At 41.9% G+C, this 17,085-nt stretch carries 19 protein-coding genes; 14 read left to right on the top strand and 5 right to left on the bottom strand.

The annotated features are described in order from the left end of the window. Window positions 1–170: 170 nt before the first annotated feature. Both V514_RS20370 and V514_RS0108860 read left to right on the top strand, forming a co-directional pair. Window positions 171–344, top strand: a complete 174-nt coding sequence (locus tag V514_RS20370; protein WP_161630181.1) for a hypothetical protein — start codon at window positions 171–173, stop codon at window positions 342–344. Between the two features lie 476 nt (window positions 345–820). Further along, a complete protein-coding gene (locus tag V514_RS0108860) occupies window positions 821–1,357 on the top strand; it encodes a hypothetical protein (protein ID WP_029499601.1) in 537 nt (178 codons plus the stop codon). 100 nt (window positions 1,358–1,457) lie between these two features. On the opposite strand, the gene V514_RS0108855 is transcribed toward V514_RS0108860, so the two are convergent. Continuing rightward, complete coding sequence (locus V514_RS0108855; protein WP_029499600.1) at window positions 1,458–2,441, bottom strand: tRNA dihydrouridine synthase; 984 nt, start codon at window positions 2,439–2,441, stop codon at window positions 1,458–1,460. Between the two features lie 160 nt (window positions 2,442–2,601). On the opposite strand from V514_RS0108855, the gene V514_RS0108850 reads away from it, so the two are divergent. Both V514_RS0108850 and V514_RS0108845 read left to right on the top strand, forming a co-directional pair. Beyond that, window positions 2,602–2,916: an ArsR/SmtB family transcription factor gene (locus V514_RS0108850; RefSeq protein WP_200864025.1), complete on the top strand. Its 315-nt coding sequence runs from the start codon at window positions 2,602–2,604 to the stop codon at window positions 2,914–2,916. A gap of 11 nt (window positions 2,917–2,927) precedes the next feature. After that, the gene (locus V514_RS0108845; protein WP_029499598.1) at window positions 2,928–5,321 is read left to right on the top strand and encodes a heavy metal translocating P-type ATPase; all 2,394 of its coding nucleotides are present in this window, start codon (window positions 2,928–2,930) and stop codon (window positions 5,319–5,321) included. Window positions 5,322–5,337: 16 nt separating this feature from the next. Here the strand turns inward: V514_RS0108845 and V514_RS0108840 are convergent, their stop codons facing one another. Beyond that, window positions 5,338–5,589 carry a hypothetical protein gene (locus V514_RS0108840; protein ID WP_029499597.1) on the bottom strand — a complete coding sequence of 84 codons (252 nt, stop codon included), beginning with the start codon at window positions 5,587–5,589 and terminating at the stop codon, window positions 5,338–5,340. A 77-nt stretch (window positions 5,590–5,666) separates the two neighbouring features. Here V514_RS0108840 and V514_RS0108835 point away from each other — a divergent pair, with 77 nt between their 5' ends. The 7 genes from V514_RS0108835 to V514_RS0108805 all read left to right on the top strand — a co-directional run bounded on the left by V514_RS0108835 (window position 5,667) and on the right by V514_RS0108805 (window position 9,843). Continuing rightward, window positions 5,667–6,374, top strand: a complete 708-nt coding sequence (locus V514_RS0108835) for a DNA alkylation repair protein (protein WP_029499596.1) — start codon at window positions 5,667–5,669, stop codon at window positions 6,372–6,374. Window positions 6,375–6,478: 104 nt separating this feature from the next. Then, a complete protein-coding gene (locus V514_RS18930; protein ID WP_029499595.1) occupies window positions 6,479–7,051 on the top strand; it encodes a nitrous oxide reductase accessory protein NosL in 573 nt (190 codons plus the stop codon). Next, on the top strand, window positions 7,052–7,549 hold the full coding sequence (locus tag V514_RS18925; RefSeq protein ID WP_029499594.1) for a nitrous oxide reductase accessory protein NosL: 498 nt from the start codon (window positions 7,052–7,054) through the stop codon (window positions 7,547–7,549). Window positions 7,550–7,660: 111 nt separating this feature from the next. Further along, a complete protein-coding gene (locus V514_RS20365) occupies window positions 7,661–7,822 on the top strand; it encodes a hypothetical protein (protein ID WP_161630180.1) in 162 nt (53 codons plus the stop codon). A 147-nt stretch (window positions 7,823–7,969) separates the two neighbouring features. After that, window positions 7,970–8,449 (top strand): hypothetical protein, encoded by a 480-nt coding sequence (locus V514_RS0108815; protein ID WP_029499593.1) that lies wholly within the window; start codon window positions 7,970–7,972, stop codon window positions 8,447–8,449. Window positions 8,450–8,461: 12 nt separating this feature from the next. Further along, entirely contained in the window at window positions 8,462–8,914 is a 453-nt protein-coding gene (locus tag V514_RS0108810; RefSeq protein ID WP_029499592.1) for an OsmC family protein, read from the top strand. Window positions 8,915–8,958: 44 nt separating this feature from the next. Then, window positions 8,959–9,843, top strand: a complete 885-nt coding sequence (locus V514_RS0108805; RefSeq protein WP_029499591.1) for a 5'-3' exonuclease — start codon at window positions 8,959–8,961, stop codon at window positions 9,841–9,843. Here the strand turns inward: V514_RS0108805 and V514_RS0108800 are convergent. From V514_RS0108800 to V514_RS0108790, 3 genes are all read right to left on the bottom strand, one after another. Then, window positions 9,826–10,332, bottom strand: a complete 507-nt coding sequence (locus V514_RS0108800; RefSeq protein ID WP_035944544.1) for a C39 family peptidase — start codon at window positions 10,330–10,332, stop codon at window positions 9,826–9,828. The two genes, V514_RS0108805 and V514_RS0108800, sit on opposite strands and share 18 nt — an antisense overlap. Beyond that, the gene (locus V514_RS0108795; protein ID WP_029499589.1) at window positions 10,329–10,787 is read right to left on the bottom strand and encodes an STAS domain-containing protein; all 459 of its coding nucleotides are present in this window, start codon (window positions 10,785–10,787) and stop codon (window positions 10,329–10,331) included. Before V514_RS0108795 ends, V514_RS0108800 begins: the two co-directional genes overlap by 4 nt. Before the next feature lie 104 nt (window positions 10,788–10,891). Then, window positions 10,892–11,209, bottom strand: a complete 318-nt coding sequence (locus V514_RS0108790; protein WP_029499588.1) for a thioredoxin family protein — start codon at window positions 11,207–11,209, stop codon at window positions 10,892–10,894. Window positions 11,210–11,510: 301 nt separating this feature from the next. Here V514_RS0108790 and V514_RS0108785 point away from each other — a divergent pair, with 301 nt between their 5' ends. From V514_RS0108785 to V514_RS0108775, 3 genes are read left to right on the top strand one after another with little or no spacing between them, the layout of a single operon-like run. Further along, window positions 11,511–13,901, top strand: coding sequence for a 3-hydroxyacyl-CoA dehydrogenase/enoyl-CoA hydratase family protein (locus tag V514_RS0108785; protein WP_029499587.1), 2,391 nt, complete (start codon window positions 11,511–11,513; stop codon window positions 13,899–13,901). Between the two features lie 27 nt (window positions 13,902–13,928). Continuing rightward, window positions 13,929–15,101, top strand: coding sequence for an acetyl-CoA C-acetyltransferase (locus V514_RS0108780; protein ID WP_029499586.1), 1,173 nt, complete (start codon window positions 13,929–13,931; stop codon window positions 15,099–15,101). Between the two features lie 58 nt (window positions 15,102–15,159). Next, a complete protein-coding gene (locus V514_RS0108775) occupies window positions 15,160–16,944 on the top strand; it encodes an acyl-CoA dehydrogenase family protein (RefSeq protein WP_029499585.1) in 1,785 nt (594 codons plus the stop codon). The last annotated feature ends 141 nt before the right edge of the window (window positions 16,945–17,085 follow it).

Here is a 17,085-nt window from a genome sequence, read left to right as displayed (position 1 = left end):
AAAAAAAGCCAAGCTACACTTCCAAATGGTGATGTTTATTTATAATGCCTGCAAATTAGCAACAGATCGATTAAACGCGCAATTAAACGAACAACAACACACCGCAGCCTAATTTTTAAAAACGGAAATTTTGAAATAGGGTTCGTCTACGCTTTTGAAAAATGTGACTTATGAAATTGATTCAATCAGCCTTAAATAAAAATATATTATCTATTAAAAATTCCATAAAAAAAACGATAGATGAAGAAATTATACAATTCTTTGATTCTGGAGAATGTTGTGCTCTTTATGTCATTGATGAAAATAATCAAAAAAAAATTTACAAGATGTTAATCAAAAAATAGTTTATTTAATAAATAGGTAGGTTTTTTATAAATCTATATAAATTAATAATTACAAAGTATATTGTTCCCTACAACTATTGATGTATCAGTAGTTGTAGGCAGTTAGTTCGACTCCTATCATTTTCATAAGAAGAAATCAGAAAGTGTCGAAATCCTTTATATATAAGCGTTTTGGCACTTTTTTGATTTATAGTAAAATATATTGGTATGGCAACACTTTTAGACAACTTTTATGAGGGGTGCTCCAAAGTTTATGGAGCACAGAATCAGCTTGACATGGAGCCTCTCTGTGCATGACTTTTTATGACAGAAATCCAGCTATATTAGGCTGCATTAGCCAAGAAAGGTTATCATGCACATTGCTCCATATAAAGCGCTTCTTAATTGAGCGGATTAGAAATCGCCCTCTAAACCTTATAATTTCTGTCCAACTAAGTGTTACCTGTCCATATTAAAAAAGAGGGATATGTTATACGATGAAAAATTTGCCTTCAATAATTAGAATTGTAACAGTTGAAGAAAATATAAATGGAGAAATAAAAGAATATAAGTGTTTAGCTGATGAAAGTAACGGGAGCACAGTGAGATATCTTTCTAAAGAAGAGGCATTACAGGTTTTTTCAGAAGTAAAAGAATACTATAATAAAAGTAACTATCTTGAGATTAATGATGATTTAGAAAAGAAAGAAAATCTGGATCATTTTGTAGAATCAATGAATAGTTCATATGATAATTTTTTTAAATTAAATTTAAATGAAAAATATGATATTCCTAAAATGACACATAAATTTAAAACATTTAAACTTAATAAACGTAAATGGAGTTGCAAATGCGAATGGTGTGGAAAGAAAATCTCAAATATAGAAGTTGAAGGTTATTACAGTGTACATCAAGAGCAAATTTCTAGGCAATATGAAAAAGCGTGTTCTGTGGAATGTGGCGATTTAATTTGGAAAGAAATTATTAAAAATTGGATTAAATCTAATGGGTATACAAAATTTTTCAATGTGTAAATAAATGATTCAAAATCTTTTAGGTTGACCTACTTTTCCCCATAAAAAAAGAGCTCCCAACCGGGTAGCTCTTTTTCATTTCTCTCTTTTTCATTTCTCTCTATTGCACTTCTTCCACTGCAAGCTTCGCCAGTACGTCATTGACCATACCGCGCGCTTCTTCAACCGATTTCGTGTTCATGAGGGCGTTGCGTAATTCTGCTGCGCCACCAAAGCCACGTACATAAATTTTAAAGAAGCGGTGTAAGTGGTTGTATGGGCGTTTTGTTTCTTCAGCATATTTTTCGTATAGCTCTAATTGCAACAATAGTAGGTTTAAGTATTCTTCAACGCTGCGTTCGCGTGGATCTTCTGAGAATGCGAATGGGTTTGTGAAGACACCGCGGCCAATCATGACGCCGTCGATACCATATTTGTCAGCTAGTTCTTGACCGACTTGGCGGTTTGGAATGTCGCCGTTAATTGTTAGTAGCGTATTCGGTGCGATTTCATCACGTAGTTGTTTGATTTCAGGAATCAATTCCCAGTGGGCATCGACTTTACTCATTTCCTTACGTGTGCGGAGGTGAATCGTTAAGTTGGCGATATTTTGTTTTAAAATATGCGTTAACCATTCGCGCCATTCATTGATGTCTGTGTAACCAAGGCGTGTTTTGACGCTAATTGGTAGGCCGCCTTCTTTAGCAGCTTGAATAATTTCAGCGGCAGTTTCTGGGTGGTTGATAAGGCCAGAGCCTTTACCGCGTGAAGCGACGTTTGCGACAGGGCAGCCCATGTTAAGATCAACGCCACGGAAGCCCATTTCTTTCATGCCAATGGCCATTTCTTTAAACATTTCCGGTTTATTACCCCAAATATGGGCCACAAGTGGTTGCTCGTCCTCGGTAAATGTTAGGCGACCGCGCACGCTGTAAATACCTTCAGGGTGGCAGAAGCTTTCGGTATTCGTAAATTCAGTGAAGAACACATCAGGGCGTCCAGCTTCGCTGATGACATGACGGAATACGACATCTGTCACATCTTCCATCGGTGCTAATATAAAAAATGGCTTCGGTAGTTCTTGCCAAAAGTTTTGTTGATTCATATTTATTCTCCTTGTATCACTCGATAAAATTTTTCACATCCTAAATAGTATCATTTCTAGCGAGGAGTTGCACAGGTTTAAATTGAAAATGTGTTGATTTTCATATTAGGAAAAGCTAATATGAAGATATATTAGAAAAATCGAATATGAGGTGAAGCAAGTGCATACATTACAATTAAAATTATTGCATGGCTTATCGAATAAGACACGCTATGCGATTTTGAAAGCATTGATCGATGAAGAGAAAAACGTCACCGAGCTTGTGGAGGCAGTCGGTGGTACGCAGTCGAATTTGTCGCAGCACCTAGCCTGTTTAGCGGATTGTGGCTTAGTACACAAGCGGGGCGAAGGGAAATATTTTTATTACCGCATTTCGACACCGAAAATTGTCGAGCTTATTGAGTTATTAGAACGTGCTGTCGTTGATTTCGATTGGGACGGCGAAACGATTGAATGTAAAAGTCATATGGAGTAGAGGTGGAGGCTATGCAAAAAGAACACGAGCATTGTCACGATGGATGTTGTGCAACGAACGTAGAGCCAGCGAACGATAATTGTTGTGCAACAACGGTACAGCATCACACACATGAAAAAACGTATAGCGTCACAGGTATGGATTGCAGTAGCTGCGCGGCAACGGTACAAAAAAGTATTGCGCGGCTAAATGGTATCGAAACGGTGGATGTTAATTTTTCAACAGGGAAAATGCATGTGCAAGGCGCGTCTAGTGAGGCATTTGAATTGATTCCTCAAACGCTGAATAAAATTGGCTATGGCCTAGAACAGTCCACATTGCCACATAAAACATATCGTGTTGACGGTATGGATTGTAGTAGCTGTGCCGCGACGATTGAAAAGCATTTTGCGAAAATGGCCGAGGTCGATGAAGTCGTTGTCAATTTTTCTACTGGGAAGCTTGAAATGACTCATCAGTTGAAGGATGAGCGTGTGCTGAAAGAGCTGCAAAAAATTGGCTTTACAGGCGAAGTAGCGCAGCAAGGGAAGATTGCTCCGCCGAAAAAGGATCGCAAGCTACAAAAGATTGCGGTATCGGGCGCGGCGATTATTGCGGGGTATGCGCTACATTATTTAACCGATGTAGCGTGGCTATCGATGGCGTTATTTGCGGTCGCGATTGTGTTGACGGGATTGAAGCCGGCGCGCAGTTCGTTTTATGCGATTCAAAGTAAATCGCTCGATATGAATGTCTTGATGGTGTCGGCGGCGATTGGTGCAATGTTTATTGGCGAATGGGCGGAAGGTGCGCTCGTGCTATTTTTATTTACAATTGGGGAGTATTTGCAGACGCGTGCTATTGATAAAACGCGAAAATCGATACATGAGTTGATGGATTTTACACCGGAAAAAGCCATTGTAAAAACGGCGAATGGCTACGAGGAAAAGCTCGTGAAAGATATACAAATTGGTGATATTATTCGCGTACAAGCGGGGAAACGTGTGCCGCTTGATGGGATTGTCATCGCAGGATTATCAACGGTCGATCAGGCACCGATTACCGGCGAATCGACACCAGTTGCGAAAAAAGAGCACGATACGGTGTATGGTGGTTCGATTAACCAAGAAGGCTCGCTTGAAGTTCGTGTGACGCATACGACGGAAAATTCAACGATTGCGCGCATTATCCAAATGGTTGAGGAGGCGCAGTCAAAAAAGGCACCGTCTGAAGCATTTATTGATAAATTTTCAAAAATTTATACGCCGATTGTTTTCGTACTAGCGATTGCAGTCATGGTGCTACCGCCGCTATTTGGTGGCGATTTTAATGATTGGTTTTATAAAGGTATTGAGCTATTAGTAGTGGCGTGTCCATGTGCGCTCGTGATTTCGACGCCGGTATCGATTGTGTCAGCGATTGGCAATGCGGCGAAAAATGGCGTGCTCATTAAAGGTGGCGCTTATTTAGAAAAATTAGCGGAGCTTGATACGGTCGCATTTGATAAAACAGGTACGCTAACAGAAGGCAAGCCGAGCGTTAGTGCCATTGAAGTGTACAATCATTCGGAGCGAGAGGTGCTGCAGCTTGCGGCGACGCTTGAAAGTCATGTGACGCACCCGATTGGGAAGGCGATTATCGAAGCTGCTAAGGCGCAGGGCATTGAACAACGTGAGGCGAGTAATTTCCACACGTTGATTGGTAAAGGCTTAACGGGCGTTATTGATGGTGTGACGTATTATGTTGGTTCGAGTGAAGCATTTGCACCGCAAGCGTTTGATGACGCGATGCTTGCGCGCATGGCACATTATCAGCAGTCCGGGCATACGATTGTCTTTGTTGGGACCGCAACAGAAATTTACGGTTTGATTGCGGTAGCTGACCAAATCCGTCCAACATCGCTAAAAATTATGACGCAATTAGCCGAGCTTGGCATAACGGAAACGGTCATGCTAACGGGTGACAATGCCGGTGCTGCACAGAAAATTGCGGCAGAGGCGAATGTGACGTCGTTTAAGGCGAACTTATTGCCGGAACATAAAGTAGCGGTTGTTGAAGAATTGAAGGCGCAAGGGCGTCATATCGCGATGGTTGGCGATGGCATTAACGATGCACCAGCTCTTGCGCGTGCCGATATTGGTATCGCGATGGGCGGCGCTGGTACGGATACGGCGATTGAAACGGCCGATCTTGTATTGATGGCCGATAATATCGAAAAACTGCCGTATACGATTCATTTAAGTAAGCGTGCACTAACGATTATTAAGCAAAATATTATTTTCTCGATTGTCATTAAGCTGATTGCACTCGCGCTCATTTTCCCAGGATGGCTGACGCTATGGGTAGCGGTGCTAAGTGATTCGGGTGCCGCGGTGCTCGTCGCTTTGAATGCGCTCCGCTTATTGAAAACGCCGAAAAAATATTAAAAAAACACCAGTGGCTCTACGAACGGGGCGCTGGTGTTTTTTCGTATGTTGACAGTGCACTTAAAAAATCAGCAGTGGAAACCGCAAAGCTTTCAGCAATGTCGCCAGATGCATATTCAAGGCGCAACTGTTTTGAATTTAGTTTATAGAGCGTGAAAAAGCGTCCTTCGTAAACGCCAACTTGAAAATGGTCAAATGCGACGAAATCGTGTAGTTGTTGATAATTTTGTTCGGTCACTTCATAATGAAAAAATAATGCAAGTGTCATCGTCATCTCTCCTTTTTTCTACTATAGCAAAAGGTGTGTTGATTATTTTGGACACTTAGACAAAAGGATGTGCTGAAATGAATACAATTGACATATTAGCAGAGCTTGAAGCGTTAGGAACAGAGCGCACGAAAAAATCATATGTCTCAAGAGGTGCGCATGAGCCGCTATTTGGAACGGCGACTGGCAAGATGAAGCCGATTTTAAAAAAGACCGGCTTAAATCAAGCGCTCGCTGAAGAATTGTATGCGACCGGCAATTATGATGCGATGTATTTTGCAGGTGTGATTGCTGAGCCGAATGTGATGACTGCCGATGATTATGAGCGCTGGCTGGACGGGGCATATTGTACTATGCTCGCGGATTATGTAGTAGCCGTAACGTTAGCGGAGGCGGATATTGCAGAGGAGGTCGCGGAGCGCTGGATTCGCAGTGGCAATGATTTGCGGATGTCAGCTGGCTGGAGCTGTTATTGCTGGATGCTCGGTAATCGCAGCGATGACACATTTGACCAAGACGCCATTGCTACGCTACTTGAATTAGCGAAGGCGACGATTCATGAGGCACCGAACTGCGCGAAGCCGGCGATGACTCAATTCATTCAGACGGTCGGCATGTCGTACAAGCCGCTTCATGACAAAGCGCTTGCTGTCGCAAAAGAGATTGGCACTGTTGAATTGAAAAAAGCCGGCAAAAAAAGTACGTTTTTACAGCCGGCATTAGCGATTGAAAAAGAGCTAGAAAAAGGGCGCATTGGCTTTAAGCGTAAGCATGTACGCTGTTAATTAAGAAAAAAACTTCTTAAAATAGCAAAAAATTCTCCTTATTTACTTTTAACTTGTTTCACAATTACTGTCTAAACTAAAGTAGTAGAAAAGGAGTGCAAAAATTGAAAAAATTAGCAGTTATTTTAATGGGCATGAGCCTCATGTCTACTGGAACGGTAGCCTATGCTCAACAGGAGGGACAGGCACAGCAAGTTAAAACCGTACAGACTAAAACGGCCTACAATGCGGTGAATCATAAGTTGCAAGAGCCGACAAAAAAGACCACGTGTACACATTGTAATATGAAGGTATATCGTGTAAATGACACACTTGGAGCTTATGCAGCACAAGCGACGGACAAACACGGGAAAAATTTATTTTTTGATGATGTGGGCTGTATGTTCTCCTATCAATTCAAGCATGACACGGTTGTCACAAAATATGTTCGAGATTATCAGTCGAAAAAATGGATGCGTTTAAGTAAGGCCATTATTGTCAAAAGTGATGAAAAGACACCGATGGGTTATGGCTATACATTTTTCAACAATCAACAAGATGCGAAACGTTTTATGAAAAAAGCAAAAAATGCTAAAATGTCATCGATTCACGCTATCAAAAAAGATGCGAAAAAACGTTTTGATGCAATGAACGGCTCTGGTGGAAATCACGGAGATATGCATATGGAGCATAAATAAATGATGAAGAAAATCGTCGCGATGTTAGTGAGTATGTCATTGGCTTTTACAGCGATGGCTGTTGTACATCCACAAACTGAAGTAGAGGCGAAAACTAAATTAGTTGAACCAACTAATAAGTCGCATTGCGCGTTATGCAATATGGTCGTTTATCGTAAAAACCACGCAATGGGTGCCTATAGCGCCCAGGCTTTTACGAAGAAAGGCAAGCGTTTATTTTTTGATGATGCAGGGTGTATGATTATTTATGAATCAAAGCGCAAAGAAACATTGAAAAAATACGTTCGTGATTATTCTACAAAGAAATGGTTGTCGGTCAATAAGGCCTATTATGTAAAAGGCAACATGACGACGCCAATGGACTATGGCTATGCTTATTTTTCAACAAAAAAAGCTGCGAAAAACTATGTAAAATCGCATAAAGGTGCGAAATTATCGTCTTATGCAGCGCTAAAAAAACAGCGAAAAAACGCGCTTCGTAAATGTAGCGGATGCTAAAAGGCATGTTCAAAGTATTCTTTGAATGTGTTTTTTTGTTGTAGTAAAGAAATTGACGTGTCTCATCATGTGTATGATACACTAGGAACACTAACATTAAAGGGGAACGACATGGCTATTTTAAAACGTGAAGATGTTGAGCTAATGCTAGAAGATGCAGAGGCGACATTAAAAGAGCTACAAGCAGGCGAATTAAATGAAGTGACGACCGAATTAATTTCATTAACGAATGAACAAATTGCTGAATTAAAAGAAATGCTTGAGGCGTTATAATGGACACGAGGGTTGCTGAATAAGCGGCGCTCGTTTTTTTTGTTAATGAAACCTTTTCGCAAGCTCATGCGTAATACATCATGTAAGACGAAATGAAAGTTATGTTAAAATAGAACGCTATGTAAATAAGTGTTAGAGGTGAAATTTTTGAAAAGAGATATAAATTTAGGGAAGCGAGAGAAAATGATTCTTGGACTTGTACTGTTGGCGTTTATTGAAGTTATTTATTTTTATTTTCGCGGTAAGCCGTACAACGGAATCAACAGTCTAGGGGCGATGCCAAACTATATTATGGTTGGCTTAGCGATCTTTTTCGTCGCGTATTATACACTGATTGAAAAGCAAAATTTCCGCAAAAAGCATGTGCTCATTGGCGCTGCGTATGCGTTCCTTATTGCTGCACCATTCGCTTTTGAACGTGATATTCCAAAGGTGAATATTGAAGATGCACAAGATTTAATTGCGCGTACAGAAGGCGGAAAAATTATTAAAGACCGTGATTACAGCAATAAAATCGACACGTATGAAGGACAAGAAGTGTATTTAATTGCGCTCGAGAAAAAAGATGCGGTTTATCGCTATGCGTTTGATCCGTATTCAGAGCAGTACTATCCATTTTCAAACTAAGGAGTGGGGAGCATGGAACATTTATTTAAACTACAAGCACGCTGGCCGGGTGGTCGTAATGAAGTCGGGGATATTGCGGCTGGGAATTTGAAAACGCAAGTATCGATTCCACCGGAAATGGATGGACCAGGCATCGGCACAAATCCCGATGAGATGTTACTAGGTGCGGCGGCAACGTGTTATATGATTACGCTCGCAGCTTTGCTTGAACGTGCCGGGATTAATACGAATACACAGACGCTTGAATCCGAAGGGTATGTCGATGTGACAAATGGTGTATTCACGTATAAAAAAATCATTCATAAGCCGGCGATTGAGTTAATGCCAACTGCGTCGGAGCGCGATAAAGAGCGTGCGGAGCGTCTAGCACACAAGGCAGAAGAAACTTGCATGATTAGCAAAGCGCTACGCGGTAATGTACAATTAGAGCTACAAGCAACAATCACTGTAGCTCGCATGATTTAATGACAGAGCCAGGGAATGGATTCCTTGGCTTTTTTTAAAGGAGAATGAAAGAAATGAAACCACATATTTTATTAATCGACGGCATGGCGCTGTTGTTCCGGTCGTTTTATGCGACAGCACCGATGCGTCAATTTTTCCCGCGTGAGGATGGCACCCCAACGAACGGCGTACAAGGTTTTGCGAGACACGTATTAAGCGCACAAAATATCGTCCGTCCAACGCATATAGCTGTGTGCTGGGATATGGGCTCGCACACATTCCGTAACGATTTATTTGATGGCTATAAGGCGAATCGCACGGCGCCGCCTGACGAAATGCTACCACAGTTTGATATGGCGCGTGAAGTGTCAGAAATGATTGGATGGAAAAATTTTGGCGTGAAGGGGCAAGAAGCGGATGATTTAATCGGCTCGATCGTTGAAAAATGGAAAGAAGATGCGCTCATTACCGTTGTTAGTGGCGATAAAGATTTATTGCAACTTGTCAATCCAAACACGACAATCGCGCTAACGAAAAAAGGGTATACCGAATACAACCCATATGATTTGGCTCGCTTCACCGATGAATATGGTATTTCACCTGCGCAGTTTGCAGATGTCAAAGCATTTATGGGGGATTCAAGTGATGGCTACCCAGGTGTTAAAGGAATCGGGCCAAAAACAGCGCTACAATTAATCCAAAAATATGGCTCTGTTGATGGTGTATTAGATGCGTTAGCGGAATTAAAACCAGGTCAACGCCAAAAAATTAGCGACAATGTAGATATGCTACGATTGTCGCTACAGCTTGCGCGTATTAATACAGCAGTGCCAATTGAAGCAGCGCTCGATGAGTTACTGTTACCAATGTGGACAAATGCTACGCTTGATTTAATGCATCAGCATGAATATCGTTTAATCGCCAATCATGCGTTAACGATTTTTAAGTAATGGTTTAATATGGACGAATGTTAGTGCGTGTGCATTGTCGGAATAGTCAATCTTTTTAATGTGGCTGTCGCGGCTAGGCGTCCCTAAATCGTGCACGAATAATTGCAAGCGTCCTTGTTCTATCGTATAACCAACAAGCACGGTCCAATGATAATTGTAGCGTGCTTTTTTAAAAAACAATGGCGTGAAATAACGATCGAATTTTAGCGCAATTGGCTCTCCTGCATCAATGGCAGCGAGAGCTTTTTTTGTAGTCACGCGTTGAATATGCCAATGTGGACCGAGCAAGCGCTTTAAGCGGCGAATCATACGCCATGTAAATAAACCAATCGGCGTCGTGCCAAGTGCGTGATATAAATAATTAATCGCAATCGGTTGCTGTAAATAATATTGTAAAATGGCTTCGACTGCTGTTGGGCCGCATGCAGAAGGTCGGAAGCGTTCATCGACAGCAGTATCGTACTGCGACTTAGCGTTGATGTGAATCAAAATGCTTGCTTATAACCGTCGCGTACAAGTTGCTGCAACGCTGTACGAAATGACGGAAATGACTCGCTAGGGAATGAATAGCCTGTCGTAATAAAATGATGTACGACATCGGGATTCATACCTGAGTGCAATACGCGAATGCCCATAAGCGACAAAGTTTTATTGAGTTTTTCAAAGCGCTCTGTTAGCGTATGCAAATCGATGTAATCAAAATCGCTCACGTCGATACCAGTGAAATCAATAATCATGCATTCAGAGTGCGGGTTGGCTGCGACGTAGTCAAAAATATCTTGGTCAATATTGTTAATACGTTCAAGCGTTAAAATACCGGTTAATGGTACGAGTACGACTTGCGCTAAAAAGGATTCAATTACCGGTGCAGACATCGAGCTTAAAATAAGTTGATAGTCTGCAATTTTTTCTTTGAGCTGTGCATTTTCTGTTTGTAAGTCCAATTCATTCACCACCTTGACTCTATTGTAGCGAAAATGTTTCTAAAAAAGAACTAGGAAGTGAACGAAAAAAGGAATCGCGCGAGTGGCGATTCCTTTTTGAGTGATTATGCTTGCGCGTCTAAGAACTCTGTTACTTGTTCTGGAGATTTAGCATTAGCGCTATGTAGGTGACCTACTTTTTCGCCATTTTTGAATACAGCAAGTGTTGGGATACCCATTACTTCATATTTTTCAGCTAATTCTGGTAGTTCATCGCGGTTTAATTCGTACCACGTGTATTGGTTGTATTGCTCGATGATTGGATCGATGAACATGTTCATGCGCGTGCAATCTGGGCACCAGCCAGCGTAAAATTTTACGATAACAGATGGTTGCGTTGTAATGATGTCGTTAAATTGTTCAACAGTTGTAATTGGTTGCATAGTGAAACCTCCTAATTAATAAATAACTTCTACTCTAGTGTACACTGTTTTATAAGTTACTGAAAGTAAGTTGATTTATTTTTTTAAATAAAGTGTCATAATTGGAAAAAATACAATCGTCTTAAAAAGAGGAAAGTGAGTTAAAACAGAAAATTTTAAACTTTTTCAACAAAAATCATCTTTTTTCATTGCATGAAAAATGGAAAACATGCTACTATGAATTTAGAAATTGCAAGGTCATATTTTTTTTTAGATAAAAATGAATGGTTATTCATTCAAATTGGAAGGGGCGAATTGTTTTATGGTTAGACGTATTCAAAAAGTTGCGGTTATCGGCTCTGGGGTAATGGGTTCAGGTATCGCTGCGCATTTAGCAAACTGTGGTTTTGAAACGCATTTATTCGACATTGTGCCAAATTCATTGACAGCGGAGGAAGAAAAAGCAGGTTTAACACTTGAGTCACCTGCTGTTCGTAACCGTTTTGTTGATAGCGCGATGCAGAAGCTGTTAAAGCAAAAACCGGCACCACTAACAACCAAAAGAAGCCTAAACAACATGAAAACAGGTAACTTAGAAGATGATTTACATGAGCTATCAACCGTAGATTGGATCATTGAAGTGGTAACAGAGAACTTAGCAATTAAAAAGTCGTTATACGACAAAATTGAATCTGTTCGTACACCAGGAACAATCGTTTCTTCCAACACTTCTGGCATTAGCATCGATGCAATGGCTGAAGGTCGCTCGGAAGATTTCCAAAAGAATTTCTTAGGAACGCACTTCTTTAACCCACCACGTTACTTAAAGTTATTAGAAGTCATTCCATCAAAATATACAGACCAAGCAGTACTTGATTATATTCTAGCATTTGGTGAAGATGAAATTGGTAAAGGGGTTGTGTTAGCGAGAGATACACCAAACTTTATCGGGAACCGCGTCGGCACGTATGGCTTAATGGTGACGCTTCAAGTGATGCGCGATAAAGGCTATTCAGTAGGTGAAGTGGATTCGGTGACAGGACCATTAATCGGGCGTCCATCATCTGCGACAATGCGTACGCTTGATGTGGTTGGCTTAGATACATTTATCCATGTAGCAAACAATGTTTATGATAATACGACAGGTGCCGAGCAAAAAGTGTTTGAAGTGCCGGACTATTTAGCAAAAATGGTCGACAAAGGCTGGCTTGGTGCAAAATCAGGACAAGGTTTCTTTGTGAAAAAAGGTAAAGAAATTTTAGAGTTAGATATCGATACGTTTGAATATGTGTCGCGTAAGGCGCTTGATACGCCGTCAATTGCTGTAGCAAAGCAGCAGCGTGGCCTAGCAAATCGTGTGAAATCACTCGTTTATGCGGAGGACCGCACAGGTGAATTATTATGGAATATTATCGCACCAACGCTTATTTACTCAGCAGAGTTAAACGGCGAAATTTCAGATTCGATTCTTGGTATCGACCAAGCAATGAAATGGGGTTTTGGTTGGACACAAGGACCATTTGAAGTGTGGGATGCGATTGGTGTAACACAATCGGTAGCGCGTATGACAAAGGAAGGGTATACGATTCCGGCGTTCGTTAATGCGTTATTAGATAAGGGCTATGATTCATTCTACGCGACAATCGACGATGAATTACATTACTTCGATGGTACGGACTACGTCAAAGTACCACGCAATGAAAAAGCTATCGATTTAGCGCTCTATAAAAAGCAAAACGGCGTGTTAAAGCAAAATGCAGGTGCGAGTGTCATCGACTTTGGTGACGGTGTATTGCTATTAGAATTCACGTCAAAATCAAATGCACTTGGTTTAGATACGATGCAAATGCTCAACTACGCGCTTGATTTATTAGATCAATCCGATGACTTTATCGGGTTAGTAATCGGCAATCAAAGCAAAAACTTCTCGGTTGGCGCGAACTTGGCGATGATTTTAATGGAAGCGGAAGAAGATAATACATTTGAATTAGATGCGGTTGTGAATGCATTCCAACAAGGGACATTGCGCATGAAATATAGCAATAAACCGGTCGTTGCAGCACCGTACAATATGACGCTTGGCGGCGGTGCAGAAGTTTGTTTAGCAGCAGCGCATATTCAAGCATCATCTGAAACGTTTATGGGGCTTGTAGAAGTTGGTGTTGGCGTCATTCCTGGCGGCGGCGGAAACAAAGAGCTTTATATGAAGCAATTAAAAGGCTTGCCAAAAGGCGTGACGGTCGATTTATTAAACATTGCTAGCAAGACGTTTGAAACGATTGCGACAGCGAAAACATCGACATCAGCGGAAGAAGCACGCGACAATAACTTCTTAAACGTTGCAGATAGCATTAGCGTCAATCCAGATCATCTATTATATGATGCTAAACAAGCGGTTATCGGCTTTGTCGCAAAAGGCTATAAAGCGCCGACACGCGAAAAAGTACCGGTTGTTGGTGAGCCGGGCTATGCGGCGTTATTACTCGGTGCAGAAGGCTTGAAAAACTCAGGTTTTGCATCGGCTTACGATATCGAAATCGCGAAAAAACTCGCTTATGTGTTAGCAGGTGGCCTCGTTCCATACGGCACGCTTGTTGATGAGCAATATTTATTAGATTTAGAGCGTGAAGCATTTATTAGCTTGTTACAAAATGCGGCGACACAGCAACGTATGCAACATATGTTATTAAAAGGCAAACCGTTACGTAATTAGTTTTCATATAATAAGGGGGATTCGCTTATGCGTGAAGCAGTAATTGTTGCAGGTGCCAGAACACCTGTCGGGAAAGCAGGAAAAGGTTCATTAAAAACCGTTCGTCCAGATGATTTAGCAGCATTAGTAGTCAAAGAAACGTTAAAGCGTGCTAATTATACAGGAGATATTGATGATTTAATTATCGGTTGTGCGATGCCAGAAGCGGAGCAAGGCATGAATGTGGCGCGTAATATCGGCGCGTTAGCAGGACTTCCGGATACGACGCCAGCGCAAACGGTCAATCGTTTCTGCTCATCGGGCTTACAAACGATTGCTAATGCGGCAGAGCGTATTATGCTTGGGCATTCTAAAGCGATACTCGCTGGTGGTACGGAATCGATGACGATGGTACCGATGATGGGCCATGTCGTCCGTCCAAATGTGACGCTTGCAGAGGAAGCACCGGAATATTATACAAGTATGGGACATACAGCAGAAAATGTGGCAGTGAAATATAGCGTGTCACGCGATGAGCAAGATGCGTTTGCAGTACGCTCTCATGCCAATGCGCTTCGTGCGATTCAAGAAGGTCGCTTCGATGAGCAAATCGTGCCGGTTGATGTTGTCGAGCGCTATGTTGATAACAACAATAAGCCGCAAGAAAAACGCTTTGAATTTAAAATGGATGAAGGAATTCGCCCGGGAACGACGGTTGAGTCATTAGCGAAGTTACGCCCAGCCTTTAATGTAAAGGGGAGCGTCACAGCGGGCAATGCGTCACAAACATCTGATGGTGCGGCAGCAGTGCTTGTTATGGACAGTGAATATGCACAGCAACAAGGCATCGAGCCGTTAGCGAAGTTTTTAGGATTTGCCGTTGGAGGGGTGCCACCGGAAGTCATGGGAATTGGCCCGGTTGTAGCAGTACCAAAAGCGCTTGAGATTGCCGGTTTAAAAATCGACGATATCGACCTTTGGGAAATTAACGAGGCGTTTGCATCGCAATCAATCCAAGTTGTCAAAGAGCTAGGTATTGATCTCGATAAAGTCAACGTGAATGGCGGCGCGATTGCGCTCGGTCATCCGCTCGGTGCTACAGGAACGATTTTGTCATTAAAACTGATTCATGAATTAAAACGCCAACGCAAAAAATACGGTGTCGTAACGATGTGTATCGGCGGCGGTATGGGTGCTGCGGGCGTGTTCGAAGTTCTGTAATTTTGTAGTCGTCACTTATTTTCACAAGGGAAACTATTCAGTTCGGGAGGAATTTACGATGACAGAAAACACAGCAAACATCATTAAAGGTGGTAGCTTTTTAACAGAAGATGTGGACATTAACCGCGTATTTACGCCGGAAGATTTCACAGAAGAGCATAAAATGATTGCGAAAACGACCGAGGATTACGTGAAAAATGACGTCTTTCCGGTAGTTCCAAACTTAGAAAATCATGAGTTTGAGCATTCAGTAAAGCTGTTGAAAAAAGCAGGAGAGTTAGGTCTGTTAGCGATTGACGTACCAGAAGAATATGATGGTTTAGGGCTTGATAAAATTACATCGGCACTTGTGACAGAGAAGATGGCGGTTGTAGGCGGCTTCTCGATTACACACGGTGCGCACGTAGGGATTGGTTCGTTACCAATCGTATTGTTCGGCAATGACGAGCAAAAATCGCGTTATTTACCAAAGCTATCAACAGGGGCGTTAATCGCGGCGTATGCGTTAACGGAGCCGGGGTCAGGTAGTGATGCGCTCGGTGCAAAAACGGTCGCACGTTTAAATGAAGCGGGCACACATTATATTTTAAATGGTGAAAAGCAATGGATTACAAACTCAGGATTTGCTGATATCTTTATTGTCTATGCGAAAATTGATGGTGAAAAATTCACAGCATTTATCGTCGAACGCGACTTTGGCGGCGTGTCAACAGGCGCAGAAGAGAAGAAGATGGGCATTAAATCATCATCGACACGAACGCTTATTTTAGATGACGTCGCAGTGCCGGTTGAAAACTTACTTGGTGAAGTAGGACGCGGCCATGTGATCGCCTTCAATATTTTAAATATTGGGCGCTACAAACTAGGCGTTGGGACGATTGGCTCGTCAAAACGTGCACTCGATATTACGATTCAATATACGAATGAACGGAAACAATTTAATACGCCGATTTCGTCATTCAATTTAACGAAGGAAAAGCTTGCGAATATGGCGGCACAAATTTATGCTTCTGAGTCATTGATTTACCGTACTGTAGGCTATTTCGAGGACAATATGGGGCAGATGAGTGATGAACAGAAAAAAGACGGTAAAAAGATTGCAGAAGCGATTGCAGAATATGCGATTGAGTGCTCAATCAATAAAGTCTTTGGGTCAGAGGTGTTAGATTACGTAGCCGATGAAGCAGTGCAATTGCACGGTGGCTATGGCTACATGGCAGAATACGAAGTCGAGCGCATTTACCGCGACTCTCGTATTAACCGTATTTTTGAAGGTACAAATGAAATTAATCGCTTAATCGTACCGGGGACGTTTATGAAAAAGGCGATGAAAGGTGAATTGCCACTTCTTGAGCAGGCGCAAGCATTGCAGCAAGAAATTTTAACGATGGTACCAGAGGACATTGCTGATGAGCCATTAGCACAAGAAAAATATTTAGTGAAAATGGCGAAGAAAATCGCGTTACTGACAGCGGGTACTGCCGCATTAAAATACGGCAATAAGCTTGAAGATGAGCAAGAAATTCTTGTGAATATTGCGAACATCGCGAACCAATTATTCGCGATGGAGTCAGCGGTATTACGTACGCAAAAAGCGATTGACCGCGACGGCGTAGACAAAGCGGCGCAAAAGCTATTGTATACGGAAATCTTTAGCCAAGATGCCTTTGAAACGATTCTTGCAGAGGCGCGTGATACGTTAGTGAATTCATCATCAGGTGACAACCAACGTATGATGCTGTCAGCGCTCCGTAAATTTGGACGCTATGCACCGAAGAAAACGATTAAATTGAAACGTCAAGCAGCAGAAGCGTTAATCGCTGCTGAAAAGTTCATCGTCTAACTCGGGTACGGAAGTAAGAGGCCTTGCCCGAAGGACAACTACACCAATACTCCCATATTACTGTAGGCCATGTAAATAAGAAGGGATAGATGCAGTGGGTGCGTCTATCCTTTTTTCTGATTTGCAAAGGATTTCAAATGT

Source organism: Kurthia huakuii LAM0618, assembly GCF_000505545.1.
In the GTDB taxonomy this organism is placed as follows: Bacteria; Bacillota; Bacilli; order Bacillales_A; family Planococcaceae; genus Kurthia; species Kurthia huakuii.
This window is presented reverse-complemented; position numbering and strand designations above follow the sequence as displayed.